13 protein-coding genes and 3 pseudogenes are annotated in these 15296 nt (G+C 53.7%); 9 read left to right on the top strand and 7 right to left on the bottom strand.

Translation table 11 applies throughout. The features are described from left to right. Positions 1–3 precede the first annotated feature (3 nt). Positions 4–402: a response regulator gene (locus KRAC_RS53185; RefSeq protein ID WP_007921395.1), complete on the top strand. Its 399-nt coding sequence runs from the start codon at positions 4–6 to the stop codon at positions 400–402. Positions 403–767: 365 nt separating this feature from the next. Here KRAC_RS53185 and KRAC_RS53180 read toward each other — a convergent pair whose 3' ends face one another. Together KRAC_RS53180 and KRAC_RS53175 are read right to left on the bottom strand one after the other, a co-directional pair. Continuing rightward, positions 768–1307 carry a hypothetical protein gene (locus tag KRAC_RS53180; protein WP_169461060.1) on the bottom strand — a complete coding sequence of 180 codons (540 nt, stop codon included), beginning with the start codon at positions 1305–1307 and terminating at the stop codon, positions 768–770. 215 nt (positions 1308–1522) lie between these two features. Continuing rightward, a complete protein-coding gene (locus KRAC_RS53175) occupies positions 1523–2047 on the bottom strand; it encodes a zinc-dependent alcohol dehydrogenase family protein (RefSeq protein ID WP_007921392.1) in 525 nt (174 codons plus the stop codon). A gap of 190 nt (positions 2048–2237) precedes the next feature. On the opposite strand from KRAC_RS53175, the gene KRAC_RS74225 reads away from it, so the two are divergent. Further along, positions 2238–2426, top strand: a complete 189-nt coding sequence (locus KRAC_RS74225; RefSeq protein ID WP_169461059.1) for a hypothetical protein — start codon at positions 2238–2240, stop codon at positions 2424–2426. Between the two features lie 327 nt (positions 2427–2753). On the opposite strand, the gene KRAC_RS53170 is transcribed toward KRAC_RS74225, so the two are convergent. Further along, positions 2754–3065 carry a hypothetical protein gene (locus KRAC_RS53170; protein WP_007921390.1) on the bottom strand — a complete coding sequence of 104 codons (312 nt, stop codon included), beginning with the start codon at positions 3063–3065 and terminating at the stop codon, positions 2754–2756. Positions 3066–3152: 87 nt separating this feature from the next. On the opposite strand from KRAC_RS53170, the pseudogene KRAC_RS53165 reads away from it, so the two are divergent. Next, positions 3153–4024, top strand: a pseudogene (locus KRAC_RS53165) (IS5 family transposase). 62 nt (positions 4025–4086) lie between these two features. After that, complete coding sequence (locus tag KRAC_RS53160) at positions 4087–4491, top strand: response regulator (RefSeq protein ID WP_007921388.1); 405 nt, start codon at positions 4087–4089, stop codon at positions 4489–4491. Between the two features lie 36 nt (positions 4492–4527). Here the strand turns inward: KRAC_RS53160 and KRAC_RS80500 are convergent. Both KRAC_RS80500 and KRAC_RS53145 read right to left on the bottom strand, forming a co-directional pair. Beyond that, positions 4528–5740: pseudogene (locus KRAC_RS80500) on the bottom strand (ISAzo13 family transposase). A 23-nt stretch (positions 5741–5763) separates the two neighbouring features. After that, positions 5764–7074: an MDR family MFS transporter gene (locus KRAC_RS53145; protein ID WP_007921386.1), complete on the bottom strand. Its 1311-nt coding sequence runs from the start codon at positions 7072–7074 to the stop codon at positions 5764–5766. A 180-nt stretch (positions 7075–7254) separates the two neighbouring features. On the opposite strand from KRAC_RS53145, the gene KRAC_RS53140 reads away from it, so the two are divergent. The 4 genes from KRAC_RS53140 (at position 7255) to KRAC_RS68285 (ending at position 10598) form a co-directional block, all read left to right on the top strand. Continuing rightward, positions 7255–8238: a helix-turn-helix domain-containing protein gene (locus KRAC_RS53140; protein WP_007921385.1), complete on the top strand. Its 984-nt coding sequence runs from the start codon at positions 7255–7257 to the stop codon at positions 8236–8238. A gap of 254 nt (positions 8239–8492) precedes the next feature. After that, positions 8493–9008 (top strand): helix-turn-helix domain-containing protein, encoded by a 516-nt coding sequence (locus KRAC_RS73160; RefSeq protein ID WP_007905169.1) that lies wholly within the window; start codon positions 8493–8495, stop codon positions 9006–9008. Then, positions 9005–9622: a transposase gene (locus KRAC_RS73155; protein WP_007905171.1), complete on the top strand. Its 618-nt coding sequence runs from the start codon at positions 9005–9007 to the stop codon at positions 9620–9622. The genes KRAC_RS73160 and KRAC_RS73155 overlap by 4 nt, the downstream gene beginning before the upstream one ends. A gap of 61 nt (positions 9623–9683) precedes the next feature. Further along, positions 9684–10598: an IS5 family transposase gene (locus KRAC_RS68285; RefSeq protein ID WP_007921381.1), complete on the top strand. Its 915-nt coding sequence runs from the start codon at positions 9684–9686 to the stop codon at positions 10596–10598. Here the strand turns inward: KRAC_RS68285 and KRAC_RS53120 are convergent. Together KRAC_RS53120 and KRAC_RS53115 are read right to left on the bottom strand one after the other, a co-directional pair. Continuing rightward, positions 10494–11216, bottom strand: coding sequence for a Type 1 glutamine amidotransferase-like domain-containing protein (locus tag KRAC_RS53120; protein ID WP_007921380.1), 723 nt, complete (start codon positions 11214–11216; stop codon positions 10494–10496). The two genes, KRAC_RS68285 and KRAC_RS53120, sit on opposite strands and share 105 nt — an antisense overlap. Positions 11217–11698: 482 nt before the next feature. Beyond that, a pseudogene (locus KRAC_RS53115) lies at positions 11699–13085 on the bottom strand (ISNCY family transposase). Between the two features lie 718 nt (positions 13086–13803). On the opposite strand from KRAC_RS53115, the gene KRAC_RS53105 reads away from it, so the two are divergent. Next, positions 13804–14430 carry a cysteine hydrolase family protein gene (locus KRAC_RS53105; protein ID WP_007921376.1) on the top strand — a complete coding sequence of 209 codons (627 nt, stop codon included), beginning with the start codon at positions 13804–13806 and terminating at the stop codon, positions 14428–14430. Positions 14431–15296: the final 866 nt, after the last annotated feature.

Here is a 15296-nt window from a genome sequence, read left to right as displayed (position 1 = left end):
CACATGGATACTTCCCAACAAAAAGGATGCAGCGAGGTTGTCGTTATCAAGAGTATTCTCATCGTCGAAGATGAACCTCTTCTTGGGAACCTGCTGCTGGAAATGATCCAGGAGGAGACGACCTATCAAGGCTATCTCGCTTCAAGTGGCGAGAGCGCGCTGAATATGCTCTCAACGATCACGCCCGCGTTATTTCTGCTGGACTACCATCTCCCTGGGATGAATGGGCTGGAACTCGCCGACCACCTGCGGCGCCGAGAAGGTGGGAAGCCGTGCCCCATCCTTCTCATGAGTGCCGATTTGCCACCAGGAAATGGTGTCCTGGATCATTTGAGAACACTGCAGAAACCCTTTGACCTGGAAGTACTGTTACAACTGATCGCAGAACTGCTTGCCCTATAAGGGAAATGGGTTAAAAAAGATACAGAGGCTGTCATGCTCTCCTTTTATGAGTATGACAGCCTCTGTGATTTCTCGAAAACCAGAACAAAATACTTGGCGTACGCAGCAAAATAGATGCGCTCTTTGCTCCAATCGCCTTTGAGTACCCAAATACTTCCCGCTGTTGTGACCTCCTCTCAACAGTTCCTACATCTTAATAGTTCAGAAGAAGCCAAGACCTTTTATTGATGAGTTTGCGGCGTTCTTCTGGGGTACACAAGAACTATCACCTCTCACTTGCTTACTCCGAAACAGCACCACACACTCCAGTGCAAAGTCAGCATACTCCAGTGCAAAGTCAACTTCACTCCAGTGCAAAGTCAGCATCACTCCAGTGCAAAAACAAAATCTACACCTCCTAATCCCGTGTGCTGGCATCCCTTTGGAAAGGACCAGGTCTTTCGATCCAGTGAACCATAAACGACAGAGCACACCTGATAGACCTCCCTGCGCATACCTCCAATGATCTCAACCGTGCGCCATCCCCACTCCTGCTCTCGTCGCTCTGGTTGAACTGCAGCGGGGTAGCCTTCGATATATTCCGCAATCCAGCACAATTTCTGACCCAGGAGACTGGCACGCATCTGCTCGATACTCTGCGTTCGGAATGGCTCCTCAGGAGGCTGACTCAACGCCCAATGGTACAACCGAGCACGTGCCTGGATCGCCTGCAATATCGTATAAATGATTTCTTGATGCTTTGGGGTCATCTCAGCTCCTTGCGCCGTCACCTGCTCCAGGCGATTCCTGGCTTCTTTGGGGACATTCTCTGCTGCCACCTCGCGTTTGCGTGAAACACACACGCCCCTACGCTTCACACTCGCTCCACACGCCGTCTCAGACATGTCTTTTCCTGTCTGGGACATATCCACCTTCTATCGTAGGCTCCTCCTGAAAACACATCTGCTCACAAAACCGCCCTCGCAACCTGTTGTGTCGTCACGGTATCTCAATTGAGCATCAAGTGGGCGAAGACACAATAGAAAAATCCCCCCATGTTAAGGAGAGAACCTCATAAATTGCTTTGGGAACCTTTTTAGTCATCACGTCAAGGAGAACAGACTGCGGTTCAAATTTTTTTTCAAAGAGCAGAAGTCCTCCCTGGCAAAACGCCTGTAATATCCCCTGGCCGAATGGGGTCTGGTCCGTTGAGAGCCGACCAGGCGGTCAACGCAGCGCAGGGCAGAGTGGCCGCCTCCTCAAAGGTCAGAGTATCAGGGAGATGGACCAGCGCTTGTTCATCCAGGAGGGCATACTCTGTTAACATGCCATCGAGAGTACATCCAAGTTGCTGGATCATCTGATCCCAGGTGAGCTTTCCCTCCGTCCAACGAGCGAAGTAGCTCCCAGCGACGCGGTCGCCCACGGCGACGCGGCTGACCTGCGTTCCTACAGCGACCACTTCACCTGCACCATCGCTGACGGGAATCACATTCGGCTTGGAGGGAAGCGGGTAGGTGCGATTGAGGATCATCAGTTCGCGACGGTTAAGAGAGGTCGCGCGTATGCGCACCAACACTTCGTGGGGGCCAGGGGTAGGCACCTCCTGATCGCGCAGGACGAGGCCATCAAGATCTCCAAGATGTTCGAGATGATAGGTTTTCATAGTTCTTTGTCTTTCATTAAGTCGATGTTATTCGGATCGAATGACAGCAGGTGGCATGACGATCCGGGACAAGGAAAGCTGCGTGAAATTGATGAGACTCTCTCCTTGACTACTCACGAGAATACTGCTGCTGAGCATTCTATTCCTCATCCTTGCTACAGAGCCAATCCAGGCACTGAAGCCTGACAAGATGCATCTCAGAAACGACCATATCAGCACATTCTCTAGCACAAAAACCTGGTGCGGCGACGACGTTGTGCCACCGCACCAGGGTCCACCCGGCAAAGCCATCACACTTCCAATTCCACTGACGTTATTGGGCTTTAGCCCGCCGCAAGCCACGGGGATTCATCCCGTGGTTAGGCGTTTGCGGCTTTAGCCCTTGCCCTTCCGTTTTTTCTGTACGCGAAAAGAATTGATCAGCAGTACATTGAGAACTGAATAGTGTATGGGTTCCATAGCGAAGGGCTATGGGTAAAAACGCTACCGTGTTAGCCAAAGACCACGGCTACTTGCTAAAGAGAGCAATTGCAACGTGTAGGCATTTCAATCAACGTACAAAAGTATCAGGGGATAATCGATTGCTCCCCTGTAGTTGGTCGAATGGCACGACCCACGGATAGCAGCAATGCTATGCGCGTAGCTCGCAAGGAGAAAATGTACTTGCGAGAAGCCACTGGTCTTTAGACCATGTGGAGTGTCACAATTACTTGCGCCCTGGTAATATGCGTTTATAAAATTCGGGATTCTTCACCCACACCTGCGTATGCACAAGAGCGATCACAAGCATACCCAGTGCGGCAGAGATAAAGGCATAGAGTACATAATTCTGTATCCAGGCAAAATACCATAAGGTACCACCAAGCAGAAACATTGCCCACCCCTCAATAGCGTTCACTACAGATGAACTCCCAAACGGCGATGGGTGCTCTCGACCTGTCACTCCTGTCAGGTAGTGGGGAATACCATTTGCTCCAAAGAGACCACCAAAGAAACCCAGAATGGTTGTTAGCAGCATAGCGTTTCCTTCTTCAACGACTAAGAGCTTATCCGAAAACTGTGGTTGGTACAATGAAAAGAAAACCAAGCGAGGTGAAACAAGCATATGGCTCGAACCCATCCATGGAAAGTCAGCGATGAATTGTGGGAACACGTCTGTCCTCTGATTCCTGTTCGCCTTCCTCACCCCAAGGGAGGACGACCAGCCGCCGATGATCGAGCGATGTTTGAAGCCATCGTCTATATTCTGCGAACGGGCATTCAATGGAATGCCTTGCCCCGTGAAATGGGTGCCAGTTCTACCGTCTATGACCGGTTCCGTCAATGGGAAGCGGAAGCGCGTCTTCGCTCGCCTGTGGAAAGCAGGTCTGCACCTCTACGACGAGTTGCAAGGCATTGGCTGGGACTGGCAGAGCCTGGATAGCTCGACGAGCAAAGCCCCTTTTGCCCAAGCCGCGGTCGGACCCGCTCCCACCGATCGCGGCAAGCAGGGAACCCGCGCGGAGCATTCTCTGTGATCGCCGAGGTCTGCCCTTGGCATTGGTCATTGATGGGGCCAATCGCCATGATATGAAACTGGTCGCTGCGACGTTGGAGCATCACGCGATTGCACGCCCTGAACCCACCATTGAGCATCCCCAGCATCTGTGCCTGGATGCTGGCTATGACTATGATGTCATCTACAGCCTGCTCTATGAGGAGGGGTATGAGCCGCATGTTCGCCTTAATCGCCATAACCATGCGTGGTATTGGCAAGCGCTTTCGCAACAAGGAGAGACCCAGGAGCCTGCCAACGCTCTGGAAACGACCAAAGTCCCCAGGCGCTGGGTGGTCGAGCGCCTTTTCTCCTGGCTCAATCGCTGGCGTCGAATCATCATTCGTTGGGAAAAGCTGGACCGCACCTATGATGCCTTCCTGCGTTTGGCCTGTGCTCTCATGTGTTTCCATCATTGTGAACGTCTCTCAGTTTTCGGATAAGTTCTAATTGAGTATCTCGTTCGTTGTAAACACACACCACCATTTCGCGATGTGATAAAATCATGCCAGAGTTTCTCTATTGGAACAAGGAGTCAACATATTCTGGTATCAAGACGGTGCTCATTGTCGAGGATGACCCTGATATTGGCGAGATGCTTGTAGAGATTCTTCTGGCTGAGACCCCTTATCAAGTGAAGCTCATCCAGGACGCTTCTACTGCACGTGAGATCGTTCGCACTCTCACCCCTCAGCTTGTCATCCTGGACTATCTGTTACCCCATATGGACGGGGTAGCGTGTCTGGACGCACTACGAGCTAGGAAAGGCTTGGAACGTGTCCCTGCTATTATCATGAGTGCCAACCTTCCCAAACGAGTCAGGGAACGAACGGACGTCCTTCTTGTGGAGAAGCCCTTTGACCTCTATCAGTTCGTTGCTCTGGTAATGCAAGTGCTCGAAACAGAGTAGTTAGTATATTTTAAGCACTAAGGGATTCAAGAATTATTAACTATCCCGAAAGTCTGGCGCGCGATAGACGATGTCCACGAACCATTTTTCTAAGGAAGGCAGGCGCTGAAGTTGGGTTTCCACTGCGTCCATTGCCTCCTTGGTCAGTTTGACGCCGGTCTGATAGATGCTTGTCACCAATGCGACGACGGGATATTTCCCTTTCCAGGTCATCGTGCTGGCTGACTTTATCACTGCGTCTACCGAGTCGAGCAAGGAACCATTCCAGTGCTGCTCTAAAATCCCCAACACCGTTCGACCGGGTTGTATTTGCTGTGGTAAGGCGGATAATACGCCAGACGAACAGTGATCTGATAGCGCTCCACAAATGCCAGCAAACGCTGCATAAATTGTGTACGCCGACTGTGATTCTCTGGGCCATTGTCCAAATTGATGAGTAGCGTCTGGATGTGAGGAAAGCGTACGCACGCGGTCTCCCACCAATCGATGAGACGATCCACCAGACAATCACTCGTCACTTTGGAGGTCACCCCATAGAGAAAGAACTCATCGGAGGCTGGGAGGAAAATCCCCACTGGTGTGACCGTTGCTGCTGGGTGAAAGTCGTGATCGGCGGCCTTCGTGGCAACTCGACTTTTTCCTCCACGTGCAAAGGGGCCGACCTTCACCGTCGCCTTGGCATCCATCGAGATCCGTAACGTGCCCGACGCTTCATCAGCCTCCTCGTTCAGGTGCTTCACTTGGGCTAAGATGGCGTCGGTTTCCGGGAGTTTTTGGGGGGTTGGCTCTTGGCCACTTTTTTCGGATAGTACCCCAACGCACTCAGTTTCGTAGCAATTGTCTCCGCTGTAGGTAATTCGTCTTCACGATAGCCTTTGTGTGCAAGCAACTGGCGGCGCACTTCCTTTGCCGTCAGGCGAGTGTACAGACGGTTCGTGCGAAACTGCGGATCTGCTTGACTCTGCCCATCTACGATGGCTGTGATATCGCTGAGCAAGTTAGGCAAATGCTCTTCACTCCGCTTGCGGCCTCGCGAGGTGTACGCATCGAAACAAACTATTCCCTGTTCCAGTTCGTGCTGGCCTTTACGGATCGTCCCACGATTCCATCCCAATTCCCGTTCTGCCAGGCGTTGACCTCCTTCTCCCAATGCTCGAACTGTTCGTGCCATAAACAGGCGGCGTACACTGCCTTTGATCCCTTTTCCCGTCTCTCTCAACAACTCTTTCACTTCCTCAGTCAATTCCATCTTTCGCCTCCAACGCTTTTTGACTACAGTCTATCATCTTTGGCCATATCCTCTCTGGAACAATTTAGTTTTCGAGAGTCTCTCAGTGTTTTTGCAACGCAGCCCCACTTGATGTGTTGGGGCTGGCGCAGCTTGTTCAGGATCAGATAGCCGCAAGCGATGAGTGCGCTGACCACAAAACAACTGCTCCACAAAGCGGTTGGGCCTAACTGTTCAAGGATCAGGCCACCCAGCGCGGGAGCGAGAAGCGAAGACAGCGCGCGAATGCTGCTGTAGATTCCCTGATACGAGCCACGCAGGAGGGGCGGAGAGAGTTCCGCGATCAGCGCCAGTGCAATCGGGTAGGAGAGAATTTCTCCAACGGTCCAGAACAGCACTCCCAGGATATAGCCAGCATACATATGTAGCCAGATATAGAGGCCCATGCCCGTGCCCAACATCAGCGCGGCTATGGCCAGCGAAAGGTGCCGATTGACGCGTCGAAAAAGTGTGGTCAGCGGCAGGCTAACGAAAACGATCTGAACCGCGTTTACCGCCATTACCGTACCGAAAGCCAGCGTACTCATTCCATGTGCGTACATGTCAAGCGGCAGCGCAGTCGTCGATTGTATATAGACACAGTCGAACAGGAGCGCCAGCAACGCGTAGGACCAAAGCCAGGGATCAGTAAAAGCCTGACGAAGAGGGAGCTTTGTGGGCGCTTTCCTCTCCAGCTGTTTTTTGACATGCGAACGGTTACTCTGACCCGTTTCAGGTACCCCGAACCAGATCAGCAGGCTAAAGCTGCAGGTTGTGAGCGCGTCTCCCAGAAAGAGGAGGAGATAGGAGATGGGGGCAATCAGCCCGGCGATGAGCGGTCCAATCGCGTTGCCAATGTTGTTCGCCCAATAGCGCAGGGCATAAGCTCGCGTCTGCTCTTCTGGTGGCACCAGGTCCGCTATGGCCGCCGAGGTCACAGGGCGAAAGAGCTCATTGAAGAACTGGTAGAGGATAGCGAGCGGAATAATCAGGGGCAGCGTCTGGGCGAAGCCGAGGGCCAGCATCAGGGTGGCTGTCGCGACCAGGCTGAAGAGCAGCGTTACGCGTCGTCCAATTCTATCAGCCAGTATCCCCCCGCAGATCCCGGCACCCAGCGAGCCAAGGCCCATCAGTGAGATGATGAGCGTCGCGGCACTGATAGACAGATGGTGAAGGGAGGTCAGATACAACGTAAAGAAAGGCATGATAAAATTGCCAGCTTTGTTGATGAAGGAGCCGGTGACCAGGAACCAGAAAGAGCGCGAGAAGCGCAGGTTCTGCAAAAAAGTGGCAAGCCGCTTTGTGGGTATGTCCAAAATGGAATCCTTTCAGAGATGTGCAGAGCAGCAACCGCACTGGAGGTGAGCTCCGTTGTGATCCCACGTCTGCTCAAATTGCTCATTGTTTGGCAAAAAACAATCGATGTGTTAATATTTTGCCAGCAGCAGAGAAGATCTGCCAGCAGCAGAAGAGACAGAAAGCATGAAGAAATTGCCATGTATACGATTGCGATCATTGCGTACGACGCGGTGAATCTTTTTCAATTGGGAGTAGCTACGGAAATTTTTGGGATTGAACGCGCTGAATTGAAGGTACCCTGGTATCGGCTTCTGATTTGTGCCACAGAACCAGGGCCAGTTCGGACTTCTACCGGCCTTCCCCTGAGCACTCCCTATCATCTGGAGCATCTCGCGGAGGCAGACACGATCATTGTGCCCAGTTCTCCTCGTTTTCGTACCGCGACCGCGCCAGACGATTTGCTTGAGGCTTTGCGTGCGGCTTATCAGCGTGGCACGCGTGTCATCTCTTTTTGCACAGGAGCCTTCCTCCTGGCTGCTGCGGGCTTGCTCGATGGGCGCCGGGCCACGACCCACTGGGCCTGGGCCGCGGAACTGGCCACGTGCTATCCCAAAGTCCAGGTCAATCCCCACGTGCTCTATGTCGATGATGGCCAGGTGTTAACGGCTGCAGGAACGGCAGCGGCTATCGACCTGTCTCTCTATATTGTGCGCCAGGATTACGGAGCTGAAATTGCTGCGGCTGTTGCGCGGCGGATGGTTGTTCCTCTGCATCGCGAGGGCGGACAGGCGCAATATATCGAGACGCCCTTTCCCGACCTGGATGAGAACGACCCCTTTGGCGCGACCCTGGCGTGGATCGCGGCCCACCTCGACAGAGAGTTTACCATCGAGCAACTGGCTGCCCAGGCTGCAATGAGCCGGCGGACCTTCGCACGCCGTTTCAGCGCGACCCTGGGGATGGCTCCCTATCAATGGATACTTCAGCAGCGCATTGTGCTGGCTCAGCGTCTTCTGGAAACGACCAACGAGCCCGTTGAGCAGATTGCCTCGTGCTGTGGTTTTCATTCAGCGGCGACGCTGCGCTTGCACTTCCAGCGTTTTCTCCATATCTCACCACAGGCCTATCGTCATACTTTTCAGCAAAAACAAGGGGAGAGGCGCATATGGCGCGACTGGTGATAAATGACATGAAAAGCGGATCTGACACACTCATAAGGCGTATGGGAGGTGAGGCGCAAATACCTGAAATCGCTTGCATGCACAATTCGCGCCGCAATCAACCACAGCTTTCAGTACCATGCTTCCAGAGGAAACTCAAAAGAGGTTCAGGTAGAGTTAATGAAACCTGTCAGCTATCTGGGATCATTAATTATTCTTGAGTCCCTAATGCAATCGTCCAAAAGAAAGTAGGAAAGTAGCCGATATGAGAAGGTATGCAACCCATTTTCATTCGACCACTCACCGAATCCGAGCGAGCCCATATCGAGGCTCACTTACGCTCCGGCTCAGCCTTTGTGCTACGCCGTTGCCAGATCCTTCTGGCTTCAGCCCGTGGAGAGCGAGCCATCGCCATTGCGCGGCAGCTGGGCTGCGACGACCAGACAGTGCGCAATGTGATCAAAGACTTCAACGAGCAGGGGCTCGACGTGCTCAAGAAGGAGTCCTGTCGCCCTCATCGGCTACGCACCAGCATTGCCGACGAGAATCTGCCAGCCTTGCGCGATCTGCTCCATCGCAGCCCGCGCGATTTTGGTATCGAGCGCAATCTCTGGTCTCTCCCACTGGTGGCGCAAATCTGCTTGTCACAAGGACTCGTAGCTGCCCCGACCACTGCTGCCAGTGTCCGCCGCGCGCTCAAGCGCTTGGGCGTCAGTTGGAAACGAGCCAAGCACTGGATTACCAGCCCCGATCCGCAGTATGCACGAAAAAAAAGGCTCGTGACCGCTTGATCGCGTACGCTCAACCCCGCTCTGATTGGGCCATTGGCTTCCTCGACGAGGTCTGGTGGAGCCGATTTGCTCTTCCACGCCTTCACACCTGGCAAGATCCAGAGTACCCAGTCCGTTTGGTTGAGCAATCCTGGCAAAAGAATGACCCTGACCCAAAAGCATTGGCTTGCTATGGTGTCCTCTGGCAAAACGGAACCACGGAGGAACCCGTGCGAGAGCAGATGTGGCTTCGTTTTGTCACAGGACGCCCGGTGAGTGAGATCACCATCCAGTTTCTGGACTGGTGTTGTCAGCAATTGGCCGCACAAGGCAAACGTCAGTGGCTCCTCATCTGGGACAACGCCTCCTGGCATGTGAGTAAGATGGTGCGCACCTGGATCAGAAAACACAACCTCGCTGTCAAACAAACGGACGAAGGGGTACGGATTTTGCCTTTCCAACTGCCCACCAAAAGTCCCTGGCTCAATCCAATTGAGCCCAAGTGGGTCCATGGCAAACGCAATGTGGCCGAAACCAATGGGTTGCTTTCGGCTCACCACCTCGCTGAGCGAGTCTGTGCCTATTATGGGTGTGCATATGAGCCACATTTATCTCTTCCCGAAAAGGTTTCGTAATCTTGCACTAAGACCGTGTTTTGTTAATCGCAGAGATGGCCTCACACGATAAACTGGAAGGATGAATACAAGTTATCCCAGTAATCTGTCTGATGCGGAGTGGGAGTGCCTGCAGCGCCACCTCCCTCTCCAGTCCAAACGAGGCGGGCCACCCGCCCACTCCCTGCGTGCCATTTTTAATGCCATCTTTTACGTTTTGCGCACTAGTTGCCCATGGCGTTACCTGCCAACCAACTTTCCGCCATGGCAAACGGTCTTTTATCACTTCCGGCGCCTGCGCCTCAAAGGGACCTGGACGCTTTTGCTGCGGGCGTTGCACCAGGCTGAACGAGAACGACAAGGAAGGCACCCTGACCCAAGTGCAGCCAGCATGGATTCCCAAAGCGTGAAAACGGTTGAGGAGTCGTCTGGGATCTGTGGCTACGATGCCCACAAACACATCAAAGGGAGAAAACGGCATCTCCTCGTGGATACGCTAGGTATCCCCATTTCCATCTACGTAACCCCTGCCGATACGCATGATACCAAGGGGGCTCGTTGTCTCCTTGCAGGGCTCAAGTTCTTCGTGCCGCGTCTGAAAAAGATTTGGGCAAATGCGGCCTATCATGGGCAGGAGTTAGCTGAGTGGTGTCAAGCCACAGGAGATTGGGAACTGGAAGTCGTGGAACACCCATCAGGCACCCGCGGTTTCAGCGTGGTGCCCCGTAGATGGGTCGTGGAGCGAACATTCAGTTGGATTTCTCGTAACAGAAGAATGAGTAAGGATTACGAGCGAAAAGTGCAGACGAGTGAAACACTGATCCAAGTGGCAATGATTCGGTTGCTCCTCGCTCGTTTGGGGCCCAAGAACGACCCGTTCCCAAACACCCCATTAGGGCGTAAACCGTTTCCAATGGCCTTCGGAGACCACTTCGACTGCTCCGTCGATCACTTTGATGGCGGTCTGATCGTCGATCGCGTACGTTGGCATGGGTAGCCTCGCAGCCCACTTTTCTGCGTTGGCCAGGGAAGCGTCCGGGTGATCCTCGTGATCCAGGTGCGGAATCAACGCAAAGTCAACCAGTCCCACTCCCTGAGCCGTGACCAAGATCCTGCTGATTTCTCCCTGGGGTGTGGCGAACACGATGTCTTCCGACGTGAGCGATTCACCGCTGCCCCTGCGCGGATCACGGTAGGTCTCGCCGAAGGTGGCGGCCGCCGCCATGCTCCCGGCACTCACCCCCACGTAGACCGTCTCGCGCAGCTGAGAGGGCAACAGGTCTGCCAGTCCCGACTGTCGCATCCAGTGGCACAGATACAGGGGATCGCCGCCGCCAACCAGCAGGGTGTCCGTCTCCTTAAGCATTGGGACCCAACAGTCTTCTTGGATACTGGGCAGAGCGGTGAGCTCCAGCACGCCCAACGACTTCCATCCCAATTCGCACAAGGGGCCGTGGATCAGCCGCCAGGCCATGGCAGCACCGCCAGGGAAGGGGTAGATCGCGGTGGGAATGTAGAGGGCGCTGGACTCGGTAATCGGTTTGCCCAACAGATCAACCAGAGCGTTGCGAATGCTGTCGTTTTTGATGCCAGCCGAGGTGAGAAGCAATTTCATGATGGTTTCCTTTCCAATCCATGAAGAGCCGAAAGTCTTTTCCGATCATGCTCTTTGAGACTGAAGCAGAACAACCCCAGAACGTAAAGACTGCGTTTCTCTCAACTTGAGTCGTCTGCTCTCCTGGATGTCTTGAGACAAAGGTCTTCCGCTCCCCAATTGCATGCAAGACATTCTACCATCTTACAAAGCAAAAACTTCTCCTATCTTGCTCTTTTGTCCATGCAGAATTACCGCCGCGCATTCCAAAACACGGTCTAATACTACAGCACCACTTAAAACGTGGGGTGGCTCCACAGGCTCACTGCCATATTACAAGTCTTCTACAAAGAAGGAGCCTAAGAAACCACTTCGTAACATATATACCTCGCTAAGTGGGACTGTAGTACTAGTTTGCGGTGCGAAATGGAGAGAAGCGCATGAGAAGGGCGTTGAGAGCCATTGCTCTCGGTATCATGGATGAGGTTCTCTCTGGATGAGCCCTAGGCGACCGTGGCCTGGGCAATATGGCGCAGGTTACTGGAGATGATGCCCAGACCGATCCAACGTTGCATCCCGTCTTCCCCGTGATAGGCACATCTGCGCAACCCATAATCGCGGCGCAGGCTGTGAATGCGCCCCTCGATCCCCGCACGCCAGCGGTAGGCCCGTTTGAAGGCTCGTGTGTGTTCTTGGGCTCGTTGCTCCTGCGAGCGCTTGCCCTCCGCAGGGATCGCCACCACCTTGACCCCTGCGGCTTGCGCTCGCTCACGCGTCCCTGCAGCGTGAACCCCGCGATCGCCGACCAACCAGCGCGGAGGGTGCGCAAAGAGGGGCTGATGATGGGCAAGTGCTTCATCAGCCTGTCCATGCTCATGAGGAGCCTCGCAGATCTCAAAGCGCGTGACGATGCCCCCCTCTACCTCGTCGAGCACCACGTGCCGACCGAACTCCACCAGGGCCCCGCCTTTGTGACGTGGGATGGCGCGGGTGTGTGGTTCGTGCAAGCTGAGCACTTTCTCGTGAGAGGCCACCTTCTTGCCTTCCAGCACCCGCACGCTCGCTTGGGTAATGACTTGCTCGATGAGCGGGAGCACCTGCTGGACTGAGCAGAGCAGTTGCTGAGCTAGTGCTTGCGGCTGGTGATGTAAACTCGTCGCAACCTGCTTGGCCTGCTTGACCATCTGTTGCGTGGTCGTGATCAACTTCTGGTAGAGTTCTTTCTGCTGTTCATCTTTCTGCTCCCCTTTGCGCCGCAACAGCCGATGCAACGACTGCGCAGCACGACGCGCTGAGCGCACTCGGCTCCGGCAGGCTTGCTTCACTGACAAGAGCGTGCCCTCCACCAGTGGTTTGGCCCGCTGCACAAAGCGGGAGAGCACCCGCACGCTATCCACGAGCAAGCCACTGTCGGTGGGATGATGAATGTTGGTCTGCACACAGGTGGCGTCAAGGCGCAGTTTGCGTCCGCTGGTGACCTTGGCCTGCCTCGCCAGATGCACCACGCGGTCATTGAGGGTATGCACCGTCTCTGGGCGGATGGTGTGGGCCCAGCGAATGAGCGTGGTATCATCAGGGACTCGCTCACGCATAGACGCGGCAAAACCAGCGCAGCACCAGGCTGTCCTTGACGCGTTCCTCCGTTTCTTGAAAGCTCCACTGATACAAGTGTTTGCAGATGAGCATGCGCAAGATCACTTCCACCGGCGTCGAATGCCGCCCATGCACCAGCGTCCAGCGATAGCGCTTCCCCAGATCTCCACGGACGTGCTGATAGAGGTCATCATCGTCGAGCAACCCATCCAACTGCTTGAGGACAGGATCGGTTTGGGCTGCCACCTCGGGCACGCGGGCAAACACATCTTCTGGTTGGTAGCAATCGATGAGCATGGCCCTTCCTTTCTCTGCCTGATAAGCCCCTCTTGTTCATTCTACCACGCTCTTTCTTCGCTCTTTCTGCTCTCAAGCCGCTTCAGTGGCTCCATTTCGCACCGCAAACTAGTACTAAGTGTCGTCGCCACTCACTCAGCAACTAGTAAATTGGGCCAAAGCGTGATGTCGCGCTGCGACATGAAAGCGGATGAAAAAGGGCTGCACCTGAGACTTTATCTCAGCATTAGAAGCCTATTTTCGGAGGAACTTCGACGGATTTTGAGGTGAAACCTGGGAAATCGGCGCGAAATCTGGGAATCGGTGGTTTGCCTCCAGGTCACGCTGTTCCCGATGCGGCTTTTTCCATCGATGCGTTGTAAATTGGCCGATTTTGTCAAATGATCGTACTGGTTTGTGGCTGATGATGCGCTGAAGCAGCCGCAAGTGAAAGAGATGCGCTCGTTGGTTGAAAAAGCAAACCAAGCATTACCCACAAAGGTGCAGTTTTATTGAGTGACGTCCTATTTCTCCTTGCGCTTCTCTGTCGAACGGGCAGGAGAACGAAAGGCTCCGCTGAACTAAAGAAAATGGACCCCTTTTTTTCTGTGAGCGGGAGCCGATGATACTGAGGAAAGGGAACAAATGGATCAAAGGAAGCTCTTCATCTGAAGGACAGATTGATGAAACTGCAGTGAGCATCGAACGCTTGGCATGCGTGCGATGAGAAGGAGTCGAGATGAAGGATTTGACCTACGAAAAACACTTGACGGGGCTCCTCGTGATAGACCCCTACAACGATTTCATCTCACCAGGGGGCAAGCTTTGGCCGCGCGTGCAAGAAGTGGTTGAGGCTACCTCGTGTGTATCGAACATGAAGGCCGTGCTCGAAGCGGCACGGCGAGCCAACTTGCGGATTTTCTTCGCTCTGCACCACCGCTACCGGGCAAGGGATTACGAGACGTGGAAATACATTGCTCCTATCCAGCGAGAAGCTTGGGAACACAAGACCTTTGAAGATGGCACCTGGGGCGGCGAAATTCACCCTGATTTTCTTCCACAACCCGGCGAAACGGTTGCACAGGAGCACTGGTGCTCAAGTGGCTTTGCCAATACAGATCTTGACCTTCTCCTGAAAAGACATGGAGTCCACAAGCTCGTTGTCATTGGCCTGAAAGCCAACACCTGTGTCGAGTCAACGGTCAGGCATGCAATAGAACTCGGTTATGAAGTGACGATGGTCAAAGATGCGACGGCGAGTTTTTCCTGGGATGAGATGAAGGCTTCGCTCGAAATAAATCTCCCGTCATATGCCTCAGCGATCCTGACCGCTCAAGAGATTGTCAACAAGCTTGCGAAGGGCTGAACGTAATGTCGATGGGAAATCGGCGCGAATGGTGGGAATCGAGTATTGGTTGCCTAAACACATGGCTCCAGAAGCGATGCGCAGCACTCGTCATGTGTCCATTCGAGCACCAAGCTGAGAGAGCACTTCAAGCTTTCCCTGCACTCGCCTCTACAAAAACGGTGCGCATTGGTTCAACAAGGACACTGGATCGGCCATTTTGTTTGCTCTTTCTGCCTCTTTGAAGCTCAAAGAAGCGAACGTGATGCGAACCACGTTGCTGTGAATTCACAAAAACGGTGGGCAAACGTCCGCTTGTAGAGCGACTTTCTATGGTGATGGATGGTCGAATCCCGTGTTTCACGCTGATTTCCTACCATTCACCTTAAAAATCGTCGAACATTCGCGCTATTTACTAGCAACCAAGCGGTACTACGTGAGCACATGATAAGGACCCTATAAGCCTGATGTATTCATGCAGCACTAGGACAGAGGAAAAGATTGGTGCCTGTCAATGTCACAGTCCATTCGCCGCCGCTCGCTTGGTAAGTGAGCAGTATGTGAGACCAGGAACCTATCAGTCCGAGACCTCGTCCCTGGCTCGTTCATCCAACGTCAAGGGCATAAAAGAAACTACCTGGCTGTGTTTCTGGTAGCTTTCTGTGTAGTTCTGTGGGGATATCTGACTATTTCGCGGGTATTGTGGGACTATTTCCAACCAGGATAGGCCATATCTCACTGCTTGCTCCATCTCCCCACTCTTTGCACCCCGTCTGATATAGCGTTCTCTTCTGGTCAATCAGCTTCACAAGACCTCGTGTCCAATCCTCACCTTTCGCTATTTTGTCGCCCTGGTAGCGTAGTCTGTCGGCTATCCCATTGGTGGT

The sequence above is a fragment of the Ktedonobacter racemifer DSM 44963 genome (assembly GCF_000178855.1).
GTDB classification, from domain to species: Bacteria; Chloroflexota; Ktedonobacteria; order Ktedonobacterales; family Ktedonobacteraceae; genus Ktedonobacter; species Ktedonobacter racemifer.
This window is presented reverse-complemented; position numbering and strand designations above follow the sequence as displayed.